The following is a 15716-nucleotide window of genomic DNA, read 5'->3' on the forward strand; positions in this document are numbered from 1 at the left end:
TTTGGGGAACGAGGCGAATATTACGGTTTGCCTCTGAACTCGTCAACGCTTTTTCTCAGGTTTTGAATCGTTTGCTGCAAAATTCACCCAAACGGTGATTTAACAAACGTTTCAGCACATTTTCACGTGCGCCACAGACAGCTTCCGCCCTTCTTCTGCACTAAATCGAGACGAGATTCATGGTTCATCAGTTCTTCATCACTGGCTAAAACAACCCGCAGGCGATTCGCCTGACGCACAATACGCTGAATTCCCCCTTCATCCCGCGTCTGCTGGGATTCATTTTCCATACTGAATTTCATCGACGTTTGCCCGCCGGTCATGGTCAGGTAGACATCGGCCAGGATCTGGGCATCGAGCAACGCGCCGTGCAGCGTTCGCTTGGTGTTGTCTATCTCATAGCGAGAGCACAGGGCATCAAGGCTGTTACGCTTGCCGGGGAACATCTTCCTTGCCAGCGCCAGGCTATCCGTGACTTTACAGAACGTATTCGTCTTCGGAATATCACGGTTGAGCTTGCTGAACTCATAGTCCATAAAGCCGATATCGAACGACGCGTTATGAATGACAAGTTCCGCACCTCTGATGTAGTCGAGAAATTCATCTGCGACGTCGGCAAAGGTGGGCTTATCCAGCAAAAACTCATCGGCAATTCCGTGAACACCGAACGCTTCCGGGTCCACCAGCCGATCGGGTTTAAGGTAAACGTGGAAGTTGTTGCCCGTAAGGCGACGGTTCACCACTTCAACGGCACCAATCTCAATGATTTTGTGCCCTTCGTAGTGGGCGCCAATCTGGTTCATACCGGTGGTTTCGGTATCAAGAACAATCTGGCGAGTAATTGCAGTGCTCATAGCGGTCATTTATGTCAGACTTATCGTTTTACTGAACGTTTCAAATACAGGAAGTCTACCAGAGATGCGTAAACAGGTAGAAATTTTCACCGATGGATCTTGTCTCGGTAACCCAGGGCCCGGCGGCTATGGCGCCATTATGCGCTATCGCCAGCATGAAAAAACATTTAGTGAAGGCTATTTCCTGACCACCAACAACCGCATGGAGTTGATGGCGGCCATCGTGGCGCTGGAAGCGTTAAAAGAACATTGTGACGTGGTGCTGAGTACCGACAGCCAGTATGTCCGCCAGGGCATTACCCAATGGATCCACAACTGGAAAAAGCGGGGCTGGAAAACGGCAGAGAAAAAACCCGTCAAGAATGTCGATCTCTGGAAGCGTCTTGATGCCGCCCTCGGTCAGCACGAAATCAAATGGGAGTGGGTAAAGGGGCACGCCGGTCATCCTGAAAACGAACGCTGTGACGAGCTGGCTCGCGCGGCGGCATCCAACCCGACCCATGAGGATGCAGGTTATCAACCTGAATCCTGATCACGGTTTTTTGTACTGCCGCGTGGCCCCCACGGTCTGGCGGATCCGCGTTTTTGATTTGCTTTGCTTCATCGGGTTGAGCGTAAGGGGGATCGTCCTCTTACGCGCGACAATAAATTGCATGCAGCCCAGCGCGGGTAAATGGGTGCTTAATAAGACCCCGCCTTTACGCGTCCAGGGGATGACCTGAAAACCCCCGTAGCTTAGCACTTCGAAATTTAACAGTGAAAGCCAGTCCAGCTGGCGCATCATGGTAAACATCCTGCTGTTATAAGGCGGCGTGCGACGCAGAACGGGCGTCAGTTTACGTAGCCCCATCAGACTCAGCGGATTAAAACCGCTCAGGATCAGCCAGCCGTCATCAATCAAAACGCGGTCTGCTTCCCGCAGCAGACGATGGGGATCGCTACACCAGGGCAGCGTGTGGGCGAGCAGACAGGCATCAATGGATTTTTCCGCAAACGGCAAATGCAGCGGATCCGCTTTCACCTGAACCGGGGAGCCATTAAGCGATACGCTGACCTGATGCGAGATAGCGCAGCTTTCGGTATTGATTTCTGCGCTCAGATTGCCAATCTTAAGCAGGTGAAAACCATACATTTTCGCGAGCCAGGGTTTAAGCTGAAATTCTAAGGCCTCGCGATAATATTCACCCCAGGGCAACTCTGCCCAACGTTCCGGTGGTGCGACAGTCTGAGGTATCCTTGCCGGTTTCATCAAAACACCCGCCACGCTATAAGAGGTAATGCATGAATCTTATCAGTATTTCCGCCTTTCAGGACAATTACATCTGGGTTTTAGTCGACGACGATCGCAGATGCATCATTGTTGATCCAGGCGAATCCGCACCGATCCTGCACGCGATTAAAGAAAACGGCTGGCAGCCGGAGGCGATCCTTCTTACCCATCACCATCACGATCATGTCGGCGGTGTTCCCGATCTCCTTGCACGCTATCCCCATCTACCCGTCTACGGACCAGCAGAGACACAGGATAAGGGTACAACGCAAGTTGTCGAAGAAGGCGAAAGTATCCTCATCCTCGGGTGGGAGTTTTCCGTATTTGCTACGCCAGGTCACACTTCCGGGCATCTCTGTTTCTACAGCAAACCTTATCTGTTTTGTGGCGACACGCTGTTTTCTGGCGGCTGTGGAAGGCTGTTTGAAGGCACGCCAGAACAGATGTATCAATCTTTACAAAAAATTAATGCGCTGCCAGCCGAAACCGTAATTTGTTGCGCACATGAGTATACATTAGGGAATATGAAGTTTGCTGCAAGCGTGCTGCCTGAGGATCGGGCGATTCAGGATTATTACCAGAAAGTGAAGGAGTTACGTGCAAAAAACCAAAAAACACTCCCCGTAATTCTGAAAAATGAGCGACAAATAAATTTATTTTTAAGAACTGATGATGTTGATTTAATTAATAAAATTAATCAAGAAACAAATTTGTTACAACCTGAAGCGCGATTTGCATGGTTAAGGTCAAAGAAAGATAACTTCAGATAATTGCGGGTTGCCTTTTCAAAATTTCGCCGTTATCATCGCTCGTCTTTTAAGCAACTATTGACACACACATGAAGGCAAAAGCGATATTACTCGCCTCTGTCCTGCTTGTAGGTTGCCAGTCACAAAACGGCAGCAACGTACAACAGCACGCACAGAGCCTTTCTGCGGCTGGTCAAGGGGAAGCAGGGAAGTTTACGAGTCAGGCGCGATGGTTGGACGATGGGACATCCTTCGCGCAGGAACAAGACTTGTGGGCCTCTATTGGCGACGAGCTAAAGATGGGAATTCCGGAAAACAGCCGGATTCGCGAACAGAAACAGAAGTATTTGAGAAATAAGAGCTATCTCCACGATGTAACATTACGGGCAGAGCCGTATATGTACTGGATAGCCGGGCAAGTTAAGAAACGTAACATGCCTATGGAACTGGTACTACTACCCATAGTGGAGAGCGCTTTTGACCCGCACGCGACGTCTGGCGCCAATGCAGCAGGCATCTGGCAGATCATTCCGAGCACAGGGCGAAATTATGGTTTAAAGCAGACCCGCAACTACGATGCGCGTCGTGATGTTGTCGCTTCAACGACAGCCGCTCTCGACATGATGCAACGTCTGAACAAGATGTTTGACGGCGACTGGTTATTGACCGTCGCGGCGTATAACAGTGGTGAAGGTCGTGTACTGAAGGCAATGAAAGCGAATAAAGCGCGTGGAAAATCCACAGACTTCTGGTCGCTCTCACTGCCACAGGAAACAAAGATTTACGTACCGAAAATGCTGGCACTGGGCGATATTCTCAAGAACAGCAAACGTTACGGTGTACAACTGCCAACACCAGACGAAAGTCGTGCACTGGCGCGTGTCCGCCTCAGCAGCCCGGTTGATATTCAACAGGTTGCAGATATGACGGGTATGTCGGTAAGTAAGCTTAAAACCTTTAATGCAGGTGTTAAAGGCTCCACGCTGGGCGCTAGTGGCCCTGGCTATGTGATGGTTCCGCAGAAACATGCGGAACAGTTACGAGAGTCTTTAGCTTCGGGTGAAATTGCAGCCGTTCAGTCCACGCTGATCGCTGATACGTCGCCTGTAAGCAGCCGCAGCTATAAGGTGCGTTCAGGTGATACGCTTTCAGGTATTGCATCACGTCTTGGCGTGAATGCGAAAGATCTCCAGCAGTGGAATAATCTGCGCGGATCTGGTCTGAAAGTGGGTCAAACGCTGTCCGTAGGTGCAGGTAGCAGCGCACAGCGTCTCGCTAAAAACAGCGATAGCATTACCTATCGCGTACGTAAAGGCGACTCGCTGTCCAGTATTGCTAAGCGTCACGGCGTAAACATCAAAGATGTGATGCGCTGGAACAACGATACTGACAACCTGCAACCTGGCGACCAGCTGACGTTGTTTGTGAAAAACAGCGCTACGCCAGATTCCTGATAGTACGATCGCTTGTTAAAAAGGCACCGATTCCCCTCGGTGCCTTTTTTATTTATCCCGCTTTTTGCGCTTCAGCCATAATGGTGTCGCTGGTAAACGAACCATCATCATGCAGTTCAAAGTACGCCTTCACGTCAGCAGAGGCGCTCTCCTGATACAATCGGATCGCCTGAGTCAATGCCTCGGGTGTGCGCATCCGTGCAATCCATGATGTGAACTCCAGCGGCAAACGGTCGGTTATCAATGAGCGTGAAATCAAGCCGGCTTCGGTGATAAACGTAAGCCACTCTCCACTGGAGTAGTTTTGCACGTGCGAGGTATCACGCAGCGCTTCAACCGTCTGGAGCCAGATATTTCGTACTGGATGTCCGGGAGACATCACGTCCATGATGATGAAGATTCCGCCCGGTTTGAGCACGCGTTTCACTTCCCGTAATGCCTGCCCCACATCATGCCAGTGGTGTGCAGAGTAACGGCTAATCACAACCTCAAACGACGCATCCTCAAAGGGTAAAGATTCAGCGTAGCCCTGGCGCGTCGTGACGTTATTCAGCCCTTTCGCTTTCGCCGCTTCAGCAACCACATCCAGCATCTGGCTCGATAAGTCATATGCCGTCACCTGAGCAACCTGCTGTGCGGCGGTAAAACTGGCGTGCCCCGCCCCGCAGCCTAAGTCCAGCACGTGCGCGTCAGGAAACGCGGCGAGCCGTTCGCCGAGACGTACCAGATCGCGGCCAGAGGCGTGCACGGCGCTGCTCAGGTAGGCACTTGCCTGAGAACCAAACTGTTTTTCGACGTTGTCATGATGGGAGTGTGTTGTTGTCATGTTGCTGTCCTTTTATGGGTTAAAAAATAAAGGGCAGCACCCGCACAGGCCTGCCCCACGGCAGACCTGACGCACCATTATTTATCAGGTTTGCCGGGACTGAATTCAACTAGTAGAGGATTATGATCGGAGGCGCGCGTCACCAGAACGGAGGCGTCGTGCACGCTTAAACCCCGATAGAAGACAAAATCGAGAGGACGACCAAACGCTTTCTTGCGCTGGTCATCGTTAAAACGAACTTCACGCAGCGACATTTCACGCGCGAAGCGGTACAACGCGTTCATACGTGGACGGCTCCAGGCATTGAAGTCCCCGGCCATAATGATCGGCCCACTGTGATGAGCAATCTGATCGCCAATGGGTAGTAACTGCTTACTGTACACATCAACACCCAGGCTGAAGTTCACCGCATGAATGTTTACCACCATCAGCAGACGGGTGTCGGGCAACGGATAGACCGTGACCAGCGCCGATTTTGCCAGACGCAGGATTGGCTCACGTTCACGCAGCGGGCAGCAATAGACCGGATGTGCGGCTGAAAGGGTCATCACCCCAGAAGGATGCTGTGGCAGAACAAAGGCAGGCACCTGATCGGCTGCAAGATAGTTTGTCGTTGCAAACCTGACCAGCTCAGGCGTGGTTTGCGCCTCCTGTAACAGAACCAGATGCGCATCTTTACCAAAATTTTTAAGTACGGATAACCACTCCGCACGCTGTTGTTTAAAGATGTTCCACACCAGTACGCGAATTTTTTCGTCACTGCTTAATGGCGTGCCCGCTGGTAATGCCTGACCCAGGCTCGCAAACGACCCCGGAGGCAAGATCCTCTCCGCGGGCATTCCGGCAACATAACGCATGGCATAGGTATTTTTTCGCACTTTTGGAAACGACCTCTGTAACATGAACCAGCCCGGAAAACGGACTGGTTCTAATGTTATAGGGATTTTAGGTCACACTTTCAACGCAATTACTGAGAAACCGCTTTCCAGTTTTGTAAGCAAGCACTTACTGACACTTATCCAAGCGCGATACGAGCGGGTTTATCAAGCCGTCCACTCAGACCAATAAGCAGGAAAGCGACAAGCACAATTACCGCACCAATCCATGGCGTTTGGGTTAATCCAACGTGTTCAACCGTCTGCCCGCCGATAACCGATCCGAGTGCGATACCGATATTGAATGCGGCGATATTCAGGCCGGATGCGACATCCACCGCATTGGGCGTATAGCGTTCGGCTTTCTGTACAACATAGACCTGCAATCCCGGTACGTTACCAAACGCGAATATTCCCATAACCAACACAGTTACCAGCGCTGCGTATTGTATCGACGCGGTGAACTGGAAAATCATCAGCAGGACAACCAGCGCGGCGAAGATAAATTTTAGCGCCGGTACCGCACCATGCTTATCCGCAAGCTTGCCGCCCCAGATATTGCCGATTGCAACGGAGATACCGTAGCCCAGTAAAATCCAGCTCACTGCGCCCGGAGAAAAACCAGCCAGCTCCTGCATCATCGGTGCAAGGAAAGTGAACGCAGTGAACACACCTCCATAACCCAGAGCCGTAACGGCATAGATCAGCAGCAGGCGCGGGTGTGTCAGAACCTTAACCTGATCGCTCAGGCTGGCGCTCGCGCGCCCCGGAATACTGGAGGGCACCAGCAGCAGGCTGGCTACCAGAGCAATCACGCCCAACAGCGATACCGCGAGGAAGGTTTCTCGCCAGCCAAAATGTTGCCCAATAAACGTTCCTAACGGTACGCCGGTGACCAGCGCGACGGTTAAGCCGCCAAACATAATCGCAATGGCTGACGCCGCTTTCTCTTTTGGCACCAGGCTGGTTGCAATCGTAGAGCCGATGGAGAAGAAGACACCGTGCGCGAGGCCAGACAGCAAACGGGCAATGACCAGGGTAGTGTAGTCCGGAGCCTGCCACGCCAGAATATTGCCGGCGGTGAAGAGCACCATCAGGGCAACTAACAGTTGTTTACGTGGAAAGCGTCCAGTCAGTGCGGTCAGCACAGGCGCCCCAACAGCGACGCCTAACGCGTAAATAGATACCAGCAGCCCGGCAGAAGGCAGCGAAATGGCGAGTTGTTCAGCAATAGTGGGAACAAGTCCTACAATAACAAATTCGGTCGTGCCAATTGCGAAGGCACTGATCGTCAGGGCAAGAAGCGCCAGTGGCATAAATACTCCGTCTCTTCAGGATTAAGATGACAGGCAGTATGCGCCAGTGTTTAAATAACAAAAATGGTTAGAATCTCAATAGAATTTTGCGGATGATGCAATAATGAAAGCCACATCGGAAGAACTGACTATCTTTGTTGCCGTTGTTGAAAGCGGCAGCTTCAGCCGTGCGGCCGAACAGCTCGGGCAGGCGAACTCCGCCATCAGCCGCTCGGTGAAAAAGCTGGAGATGAAGCTCGGGGTAAGTCTGCTCAACAGAACAACGCGGCAGCTCAGCCTGACGGAAGAAGGTGAACGTTATTTTCGCCGCGTACAATCCGTTTTGCAGGAGATGGCGGCAGCTGAGACGGAAATAATGGAGTCGCGTAGCACTCCGCGTGGATTGCTACGCATTGATGCGGCGACGCCGGTCGTGCTTCATTTTCTGATGCCGTTAATCAAGCCATTCCGGGAACGTTATCCGGAGATGACTCTGTCCCTGGTCTCTTCAGAGACGTTTATTAACCTGATTGAGCGTAAAGTTGATGTGGCGATCCGCGCGGGAACCCTGACGGATTCAAGTTTACGCGCTCGCCCACTGTTCACCAGCTACCGCAAAATTATCGCGTCACCGCAATATATTGCAGAGCATGGCAAACCGGAGACCGTTGAGGAGCTGAAGCAGCACCTGTGCCTGGGCTTTACGGAACCTGTCTCGCTGAACACCTGGCCCGTGGCCTGTCATGACGGACAACTTCATGAGATCACTTGCGGACTTTCGTCTAATAGCGGAGAAACGCTGAAACAGCTTTGTCTTGAAGGAAATGGGATCGCCTGTTTATCAGACTATATGATTGATAAGGAAATAGCTGCGGGTCAGCTTGTAGAACTGATGGCTGACAAACGCTTACCTGTAGAGATGCCTTTTAGCGCAGTGTATTACAGTGACAGAGCGGTAAGTACGCGCATACGCGCTTTTATCGACTTCCTTAGCGAACATATAAAAACAGCTCCCGGAGGAGCTGTGTGAGGGTTTAAGGGTACAGAGGAAGGGCTTTTATTAATCCCAGTCTGGTGCTAACCCTTCCGGGCTGACCAGACGATCGTTGCATTCCAGTGCAGCGATCGCGTTTTTATCTTCATCATCAAGCTGGAGATCCCGCGCTAACAGGTTACTTGCCAGGTTTTCACGTTTGGTTGAAGACGGGATCACGGCATAGCCCTCACCCATCGCCCATGCCAGGATCACCTGTGCGGCTGTCGCATTGTGTTTTTCAGCGATGCGTGCAATCACTTCATCTTTCAGCGCCTTACCATATGCCAGCGTCATGTACGAGGTGATGTGAATACCATGCTGTTTCGCCCAGTCCACGACTTTGTGGTTTTGCAGGTAAGGAGAGAGTTCAATCTGGTTGGTGGCAATATTTTCTTTACCCACTGCGGCAATAGCCCTTTCCATCAACGGGATGGTGAAGTTAGAGATGCCAATTTTACGCGTTAAGCCCTGCTCTTTCGCTTCCAGCAGCGCCTGCATGAACTCCTCCACAGAGACGGCATCGTCAGGTGATGGCCAGTGGATCAGCGTCAGATCAACATAGTCAGTACGCAGCTTTTTCAGACTTTCCTTCAGGCTTGGGATCAGCTTGTCTTGGCCGAGATTCTCAATCCAGATTTTAGTGGTGATGAAAAGTTCGTCGCGCGGTACGCCACTCTCTTCGATGGCCTGGCCTACGGCAGCTTCGTTATCATAAATCTGCGCCGTATCAATAGCACGATAGCCCAACTCAAGTGCGGTTTTAACAGATGCGATAACAACGTCGTCTTTCAGGCGGAAAGTGCCCAGACCCAGTGCAGGGATAGTCATATGATTCCTCAATCGTTATGTTCATAAACTGAGGAGAATTATCGCTGTAGTTGTTATGCCGAAAAAGATCGTGAACCGCAGAGGATTTTTGCTAATTTCGCAACAATCAAACGACAGATAAGAAAAAAGCCCTGAGCGTTAGCTCAGGGCTTTTAATAAGTGGCGGAACGGACGGGACTCGAACCCGCGACCCCCTGCGTGACAGGCAGGTATTCTAACCGACTGAACTACCGCTCCACCGAATACTTCTGTAACCACCGGATTAATGCACCGGCTTACTACTTAATTTGATGCCTGGCAGTTCCCTACTCTCACATGGGGAGACCCCACACTACCATCGGCGCTACGGCGTTTCACTTCTGAGTTCGGCATGGGGTCAGGTGGGACCACCGCGCTACAGCCGCCAGGCAAATTCTTGTGCTCTGTCCTGTGTCTTTCGCACTGATACTGCGTTGGCTGCTCTCGTAAAGTCAGTCACATACCTCAGTATGCTCCTTCCTTTCCTTCGTTTGCCGCCTTGTCTCAGCGCAAAATCCTTCGGACTCTGAATCTAAGCTGAAAATCGTGTCTGTCTCTTCGCCAAAACACCTTCGGCGTTGTAAGGTTAAGCCTCACGGTTCATTAGTATCGGTTAGCTCAACGCATCGCTGCGCTTACACACCCGACCTATCAACGTCGTCGTCTTCAACGTTCCTTCAGGAGACTCAAGGTCTCAGGGAGAACTCATCTCGGGGCAAGTTTCGTGCTTAGATGCTTTCAGCACTTATCTCTTCCGCATTTAGCTACCGGGCAGTGCCATTGGCATGACAACCCGAACACCAGTGATGCGTCCACTCCGGTCCTCTCGTACTAGGAGCAGCCCCCCTCAATTCTCCAGCGCCCACGGCAGATAGGGACCGAACTGTCTCACGACGTTCTAAACCCAGCTCGCGTACCACTTTAAATGGCGAACAGCCATACCCTTGGGACCTACTTCAGCCCCAGGATGTGATGAGCCGACATCGAGGTGCCAAACACCGCCGTCGATATGAACTCTTGGGCGGTATCAGCCTGTTATCCCCGGAGTACCTTTTATCCGTTGAGCGATGGCCCTTCCATTCAGAACCACCGGATCACTATGACCTGCTTTCGCACCTGCTCGCGCCGTCACGCTCGCAGTCAAGCTGGCTTATGCCATTGCACTAACCTCCTGATGTCCGACCAGGATTAGCCAACCTTCGTGCTCCTCCGTTACTCTTTGGGAGGAGACCGCCCCAGTCAAACTACCCACCAGACACTGTCCGCAACCCGGATTACGGGTCTACGTTAGAACACCAGCCATTAAAGGGTGGTATTTCAAGGTTGGCTCCACGCAGACTGGCGTCCACGCTTCAAAGCCTCCCACCTATCCTACACATCAAGGACCAGTGTTCAGTGTCAAGCTATAGTAAAGGTTCACGGGGTCTTTCCGTCTTGCCGCGGGTACACTGCATCTTCACAGCGAGTTCAATTTCACTGAGTCTCGGGTGGAGACAGCCTGGCCATCATTACGCCATTCGTGCAGGTCGGAACTTACCCGACAAGGAATTTCGCTACCTTAGGACCGTTATAGTTACGGCCGCCGTTTACCGGGGCTTCGATCAAGAGCTTCGCGTTGCCGCTAACCCCATCAATTAACCTTCCGGCACCGGGCAGGCGTCACACCGTATACGTCCACTTTCGTGTTTGCACAGTGCTGTGTTTTTAATAAACAGTTGCAGCCAGCTGGTATCTTCGACTGATTTCAGCTCCGCCCGCAGGGGCTTCACCTACACATCAGCGTGCCTTCTCCCGAAGTTACGGCACCATTTTGCCTAGTTCCTTCACCCGAGTTCTCTCAAGCGCCTTGGTATTCTCTACCTGACCACCTGTGTCGGTTTGGGGTACGATTTCGTGTTACCTGATGCTTAGAGGCTTTTCCTGGAAGCAGGGCATTTATCACTTCAGCACCGTAGTGCCTCGTCATCACACCTCAGCGTTAAAAGGTACCGGATTTACCTGGAACCTCCGCCTACATGCTTAAACCGGGACAACCGTCGCCCGGCTGACATAGCCTTCTCCGTCCCCCCTTCGCAGTAACACCAAGTACAGGAATATTAACCTGTTTCCCATCGACTACGCCTTTCGGCCTCGCCTTAGGGGTCGACTCACCCTGCCCCGATTAACGTTGGACAGGAACCCTTGGTCTTCCGGCGAGCGGGCTTTTCACCCGCTTTATCGTTACTTATGTCAGCATTCGCACTTCTGATACCTCCAGCATGCCTCACAGCACACCTTCAACGGCTTACAGAACGCTCCCCTACCCAACAACACATAGTGTCGCTGCCGCAGCTTCGGTGCATGGTTTAGCCCCGTTACATCTTCCGCGCAGGCCGACTCGACCAGTGAGCTATTACGCTTTCTTTAAATGATGGCTGCTTCTAAGCCAACATCCTGGCTGTCTGTGCCTTCCCACATCGTTTCCCACTTAACCATGACTTTGGGACCTTAGCTGGCGGTCTGGGTTGTTTCCCTCTTCACGACGGACGTTAGCACCCGCCGTGTGTCTCCCGTGATAACATTCTTCGGTATTCGTAGTTTGCATCGGGTTGGTAAGCCGGGATGGCCCCCTAGCCGAAACAGTGCTCTACCCCCGAAGATGAGTTCACGAGGCGCTACCTAAATAGCTTTCGGGGAGAACCAGCTATCTCCCGGTTTGATTGGCCTTTCACCCCCAGCCACAGGTCATCCGCTAATTTTTCAACATTAGTCGGTTCGGTCCTCCAGTTAGTGTTACCCAACCTTCAACCTGCCCATGGCTAGATCACCGGGTTTCGGGTCTATACCCTGCAACTTAACGCCCAGTTAAGACTCGGTTTCCCTTCGGCTCCCCTATACGGTTAACCTTGCTACAGAATATAAGTCGCTGACCCATTATACAAAAGGTACGCAGTCACCCCATAAAAGAGGCTCCCACTGCTTGTACGTACACGGTTTCAGGTTCTTTTTCACTCCCCTCGCCGGGGTTCTTTTCGCCTTTCCCTCACGGTACTGGTTCACTATCGGTCAGTCAGGAGTATTTAGCCTTGGAGGATGGTCCCCCCATATTCAGACAGGATACCACGTGTCCCGCCCTACTCTTCGAGTTCACAGCATGTGTGCTTTCGTGTACGGGACTATCACCCTGTACCGTCGGACTTTCCAGACCGTTCCACTAACACACAAGCTGATTCAGACTCCGGGCTGCTCCCCGTTCGCTCGCCGCTACTGGGGGAATCTCGGTTGATTTCTTTTCCTCGGGGTACTTAGATGTTTCAGTTCCCCCGGTTCGCCTCGTTAACCTATGTATTCAGTTAACGATAGTGCAACGGATTGCACTGGGTTTCCCCATTCGGACATCGCCGGGTCAAGGGTTCATATCACCTCGCCGGCGCTTTTCGCAGATTAGCACGTCCTTCATCGCCTCTGACTGCCAGGGCATCCACCGTGTACGCTTAGTCGCTTAACCTCACAACCCGAAGATGTTTCTTTCGATTCATCACCGACTTGCGAAAATTTGAGAGACTCGAACACACATGAGCTGTGTGTCGTTTCAATTTTCAGCTTGATCCAGATTTTTAAAGAGCAAAACTTCGCAGTGCACCTTTTCAGGTTCACTCTGAAGTTTTCTTGTGTTCGCAGTAAAAGATGGTGGAGCTATGCGGGATCGAACCGCAGACCTCCTGCGTGCAAGGCAGGCGCTCTCCCAGCTGAGCTATAGCCCCATCGAAGTCACCTCTGTACCGGTAATTTTTGTTGAGGCAAGGCGTGGTGACACGAAGCATACTTATGTATGTGAGTGTCGCCGCAACGCAGCATCAGCAAAAATTTGGTAGGCCTGAGTGGACTTGAACCACCGACCTCACCCTTATCAGGGGTGCGCTCTAACCACCTGAGCTACAAGCCTGTAGAGGTTTTTTACTGCTGTTTTCATCAGACAATCTGTGTGGACACTACAAAGGCAGGTTCTTTAAGGTAAGGAGGTGATCCAACCGCAGGTTCCCCTACGGTTACCTTGTTACGACTTCACCCCAGTCATGAATCACAAAGTGGTAAGCGCCCTCCCGAAGGTTAAGCTACCTACTTCTTTTGCAACCCACTCCCATGGTGTGACGGGCGGTGTGTACAAGGCCCGGGAACGTATTCACCGTGGCATTCTGATCCACGATTACTAGCGATTCCGACTTCATGGAGTCGAGTTGCAGACTCCAATCCGGACTACGACGCACTTTATGAGGTCCGCTTGCTCTCGCGAGGTCGCTTCTCTTTGTATGCGCCATTGTAGCACGTGTGTAGCCCTACTCGTAAGGGCCATGATGACTTGACGTCATCCCCACCTTCCTCCAGTTTATCACTGGCAGTCTCCTTTGAGTTCCCGGCCTAACCGCTGGCAACAAAGGATAAGGGTTGCGCTCGTTGCGGGACTTAACCCAACATTTCACAACACGAGCTGACGACAGCCATGCAGCACCTGTCTCAGAGTTCCCGAAGGCACCAAAGCATCTCTGCTAAGTTCTCTGGATGTCAAGAGTAGGTAAGGTTCTTCGCGTTGCATCGAATTAAACCACATGCTCCACCGCTTGTGCGGGCCCCCGTCAATTCATTTGAGTTTTAACCTTGCGGCCGTACTCCCCAGGCGGTCGACTTAACGCGTTAGCTCCGGAAGCCACGCCTCAAGGGCACAACCTCCAAGTCGACATCGTTTACGGCGTGGACTACCAGGGTATCTAATCCTGTTTGCTCCCCACGCTTTCGCACCTGAGCGTCAGTCTTTGTCCAGGGGGCCGCCTTCGCCACCGGTATTCCTCCAGATCTCTACGCATTTCACCGCTACACCTGGAATTCTACCCCCCTCTACAAGACTCTAGCCTGCCAGTTTCGAATGCAGTTCCCAGGTTGAGCCCGGGGATTTCACATCCGACTTGACAGACCGCCTGCGTGCGCTTTACGCCCAGTAATTCCGATTAACGCTTGCACCCTCCGTATTACCGCGGCTGCTGGCACGGAGTTAGCCGGTGCTTCTTCTGCGGGTAACGTCAATCGACAAGGTTATTAACCTTATCGCCTTCCTCCCCGCTGAAAGTACTTTACAACCCGAAGGCCTTCTTCATACACGCGGCATGGCTGCATCAGGCTTGCGCCCATTGTGCAATATTCCCCACTGCTGCCTCCCGTAGGAGTCTGGACCGTGTCTCAGTTCCAGTGTGGCTGGTCATCCTCTCAGACCAGCTAGGGATCGTCGCCTAGGTGAGCCGTTACCCCACCTACTAGCTAATCCCATCTGGGCACATCCGATGGCAAGAGGCCCGAAGGTCCCCCTCTTTGGTCTTGCGACATTATGCGGTATTAGCTACCGTTTCCAGTAGTTATCCCCCTCCATCAGGCAGTTTCCCAGACATTACTCACCCGTCCGCCACTCGTCAGCAAAGCAGCAAGCTGCTTCCTGTTACCGTTCGACTTGCATGTGTTAGGCCTGCCGCCAGCGTTCAATCTGAGCCATGATCAAACTCTTCAATTTAAAAGTTTGATGCTCAATGAATTAAACTTCGTAATGAATTACGTGTTCACTCGTTGAGACTTGGTATTCATTTAGTGTCCGAAGACATTAAGAATCCATGTCACTTTGAGTGCCCACACAGATTGTCTGATAAATTGTTAAAGAGCAGTTGCGACGCGCTTCAGCGCGCTGTCGCGAGGTGGCGTATATTACGCTTTCCTCTTTCAGAGTCAACCCGTTATTTCAGGATTTTTTCTCTTCAACCGACCGGGTTATCTGTGAAGTGATTCACATCCGCCGTGTCGATGGAGGCGCATTATAGGGAGCCGCCGAGGAATGACAAGCGGAAAAATGCATTTTTATTTCAACCGCTCACCTTTTCGCCAAAACGCCTATTTTTGGTGCTTTTTAATCTCTTTTGGCAGTTCTGCCAGACTAGTTATCACCCAGTCGGCTGCATTTTCTGCTTCTGGGGTGACCGGTTTACCGGTACGCACTAATACTTTGGTACCTACACCTGCCGCCGCTGCTGCCTGCATATCTTCCAGTTTATCGCCCACCATATAAGATGCGGCCATATCAATGTGCAGGAATTCCTGTGCAGAGATAAACATGCCCGGGTGTGGCTTACGGCAATCACAGGTCTGACGATACGCCTCTACACTTCCCTGCGGGTGATGCGGACAATAATAGATGCCATCAAGATCGACGCCACGATCGGCCAGAGACCAGTCCATCCATTCCGTCAGCGTCTCGAATTGCGCTTCGGTGAATTTACCCCGGGCGATACCGGACTGGTTAGTTACCACCACCAGCGCATAGCCCATCTCTTTCAACTGGCGCATGGCATCTATTACGCCCTCGATAAACTCGAACTCATCAATCTCATGGACGTAACCGTGATCCACATTAATAGTGCCGTCACGATCGAGAAAAATTGCGGGTACAGATTTTGCCACCGGTTTGCTCCTGAAAAAGTCTTGTTCAGCTAGTATC

The 15716-nt window shown here is 51.8% G+C and carries 11 protein-coding genes, 3 tRNA genes and 3 rRNA genes; 4 read left to right on the forward strand and 13 right to left on the reverse strand.

Annotation, left to right across the window (positions count from 1 at the left end; all coding sequences use genetic code 11):
* Positions 1–122 precede the first annotated feature (122 nt).
* Positions 123–854: a DNA polymerase III subunit epsilon gene (gene dnaQ, locus SK58_RS19590; protein ID WP_003863237.1), complete on the reverse strand. Its 732-nt coding sequence runs from the start codon at positions 852–854 to the stop codon at positions 123–125.
* On the opposite strand from dnaQ, the gene rnhA reads away from it, so the two are divergent.
* On the forward strand, positions 808–1386 hold the full coding sequence (gene rnhA, locus SK58_RS19595; RefSeq protein ID WP_160840538.1) for a ribonuclease HI: 579 nt from the start codon (positions 808–810) through the stop codon (positions 1384–1386). The genes dnaQ and rnhA overlap by 47 nt on opposite strands.
* Here the strand turns inward: rnhA and SK58_RS19600 are convergent, their stop codons facing one another.
* Positions 1387–2103, reverse strand: coding sequence for a class I SAM-dependent methyltransferase (locus tag SK58_RS19600; protein WP_023303114.1), 717 nt, complete (start codon positions 2101–2103; stop codon positions 1387–1389).
* Between the two features lie 32 nt (positions 2104–2135).
* On the opposite strand from SK58_RS19600, the gene gloB reads away from it, so the two are divergent.
* On the forward strand, positions 2136–2894 hold the full coding sequence (gene gloB / locus SK58_RS19605; RefSeq protein WP_015571389.1) for a hydroxyacylglutathione hydrolase: 759 nt from the start codon (positions 2136–2138) through the stop codon (positions 2892–2894).
* A gap of 68 nt (positions 2895–2962) precedes the next feature.
* The gene (gene mltD / locus SK58_RS19610) at positions 2963–4327 is read left to right on the forward strand and encodes a murein transglycosylase D (RefSeq protein WP_045350015.1); all 1365 of its coding nucleotides are present in this window, start codon (positions 2963–2965) and stop codon (positions 4325–4327) included.
* A 52-nt stretch (positions 4328–4379) separates the two neighbouring features.
* On the opposite strand, the gene SK58_RS19615 is transcribed toward mltD, so the two are convergent.
* From SK58_RS19615 to SK58_RS19625, 3 genes are all read right to left on the reverse strand, one after another.
* Positions 4380–5153, reverse strand: a complete 774-nt coding sequence (locus tag SK58_RS19615) for a class I SAM-dependent methyltransferase (protein WP_015571390.1) — start codon at positions 5151–5153, stop codon at positions 4380–4382.
* 77 nt (positions 5154–5230) lie between these two features.
* Entirely contained in the window at positions 5231–6031 is an 801-nt protein-coding gene (locus tag SK58_RS19620) for an endonuclease/exonuclease/phosphatase family protein (protein ID WP_026080641.1), read from the reverse strand.
* Positions 6032–6168: 137 nt separating this feature from the next.
* Positions 6169–7344, reverse strand: a complete 1176-nt coding sequence (locus tag SK58_RS19625; RefSeq protein ID WP_015571392.1) for an MFS transporter — start codon at positions 7342–7344, stop codon at positions 6169–6171.
* 103 nt (positions 7345–7447) lie between these two features.
* Between SK58_RS19625 and yafC the strand changes: the two genes are divergently transcribed.
* Positions 7448–8353: a DNA-binding transcriptional regulator YafC gene (yafC, locus tag SK58_RS19630; RefSeq protein ID WP_015571393.1), complete on the forward strand. Its 906-nt coding sequence runs from the start codon at positions 7448–7450 to the stop codon at positions 8351–8353.
* Between the two features lie 30 nt (positions 8354–8383).
* On the opposite strand, the gene dkgB is transcribed toward yafC, so the two are convergent.
* The 8 genes from dkgB to gmhB all read right to left on the reverse strand — a co-directional run bounded on the left by dkgB (position 8384) and on the right by gmhB (position 15679).
* A complete protein-coding gene (gene dkgB, locus SK58_RS19635; RefSeq protein ID WP_032620217.1) occupies positions 8384–9187 on the reverse strand; it encodes a 2,5-didehydrogluconate reductase DkgB in 804 nt (267 codons plus the stop codon).
* A gap of 160 nt (positions 9188–9347) precedes the next feature.
* Positions 9348–9424: transfer RNA gene (locus tag SK58_RS19640), tRNA-Asp, on the reverse strand.
* A gap of 55 nt (positions 9425–9479) precedes the next feature.
* Positions 9480–9595 (reverse strand): 5S ribosomal RNA (rrf, locus tag SK58_RS19645).
* Between the two features lie 192 nt (positions 9596–9787).
* Positions 9788–12692 (reverse strand): 23S ribosomal RNA (locus SK58_RS19650).
* A 180-nt stretch (positions 12693–12872) separates the two neighbouring features.
* Positions 12873–12948, reverse strand: a tRNA-Ala gene (locus SK58_RS19655).
* Between the two features lie 105 nt (positions 12949–13053).
* Positions 13054–13130 (reverse strand) — tRNA-Ile (locus SK58_RS19660).
* Between the two features lie 69 nt (positions 13131–13199).
* A 16S ribosomal RNA gene (locus SK58_RS19665) occupies positions 13200–14741 on the reverse strand.
* Together the 16S, 23S and 5S rRNA genes with 3 tRNA genes alongside form the textbook arrangement of a ribosomal RNA operon.
* A 371-nt stretch (positions 14742–15112) precedes the next feature.
* Entirely contained in the window at positions 15113–15679 is a 567-nt protein-coding gene (gene gmhB / locus SK58_RS19670; RefSeq protein WP_017383733.1) for a D-glycero-beta-D-manno-heptose 1,7-bisphosphate 7-phosphatase, read from the reverse strand.
* Between the last annotated feature and the right edge of the window lie 37 nt (positions 15680–15716).

This window comes from Enterobacter sp. BIDMC93 (assembly GCF_001037805.1).
Classification (GTDB): Bacteria; Pseudomonadota; Gammaproteobacteria; order Enterobacterales; family Enterobacteriaceae; genus Enterobacter; species Enterobacter hormaechei_C.

Bases quoted from the DNA above. Each gene is read 5' to 3' on its own strand.
- gloB (WP_015571389.1), top strand. From the start codon at position 2,136: ATGAATCTTATCAGTATTTCCGCCTTTCAGGACAATTACATCTGGGTT.
- dnaQ (WP_003863237.1), bottom strand. From the start codon at position 854: ATGAGCACTGCAATTACTCGCCAGATTGTTCTTGATACCGAAACCACC.
- dkgB (WP_032620217.1), bottom strand. From the start codon at position 9,187: ATGACTATCCCTGCACTGGGTCTGGGCACTTTCCGCCTGAAAGACGAC.
- SK58_RS19625 (WP_015571392.1), bottom strand. From the start codon at position 7,344: ATGCCACTGGCGCTTCTTGCCCTGACGATCAGTGCCTTCGCAATTGGC.
- SK58_RS19615 (WP_015571390.1), bottom strand. From the start codon at position 5,153: ATGACAACAACACACTCCCATCATGACAACGTCGAAAAACAGTTTGGT.
- mltD (WP_045350015.1), top strand. From the start codon at position 2,963: ATGAAGGCAAAAGCGATATTACTCGCCTCTGTCCTGCTTGTAGGTTGC.
- SK58_RS19600 (WP_023303114.1), bottom strand. From the start codon at position 2,103: ATGAAACCGGCAAGGATACCTCAGACTGTCGCACCACCGGAACGTTGG.
- yafC (WP_015571393.1), top strand. From the start codon at position 7,448: ATGAAAGCCACATCGGAAGAACTGACTATCTTTGTTGCCGTTGTTGAA.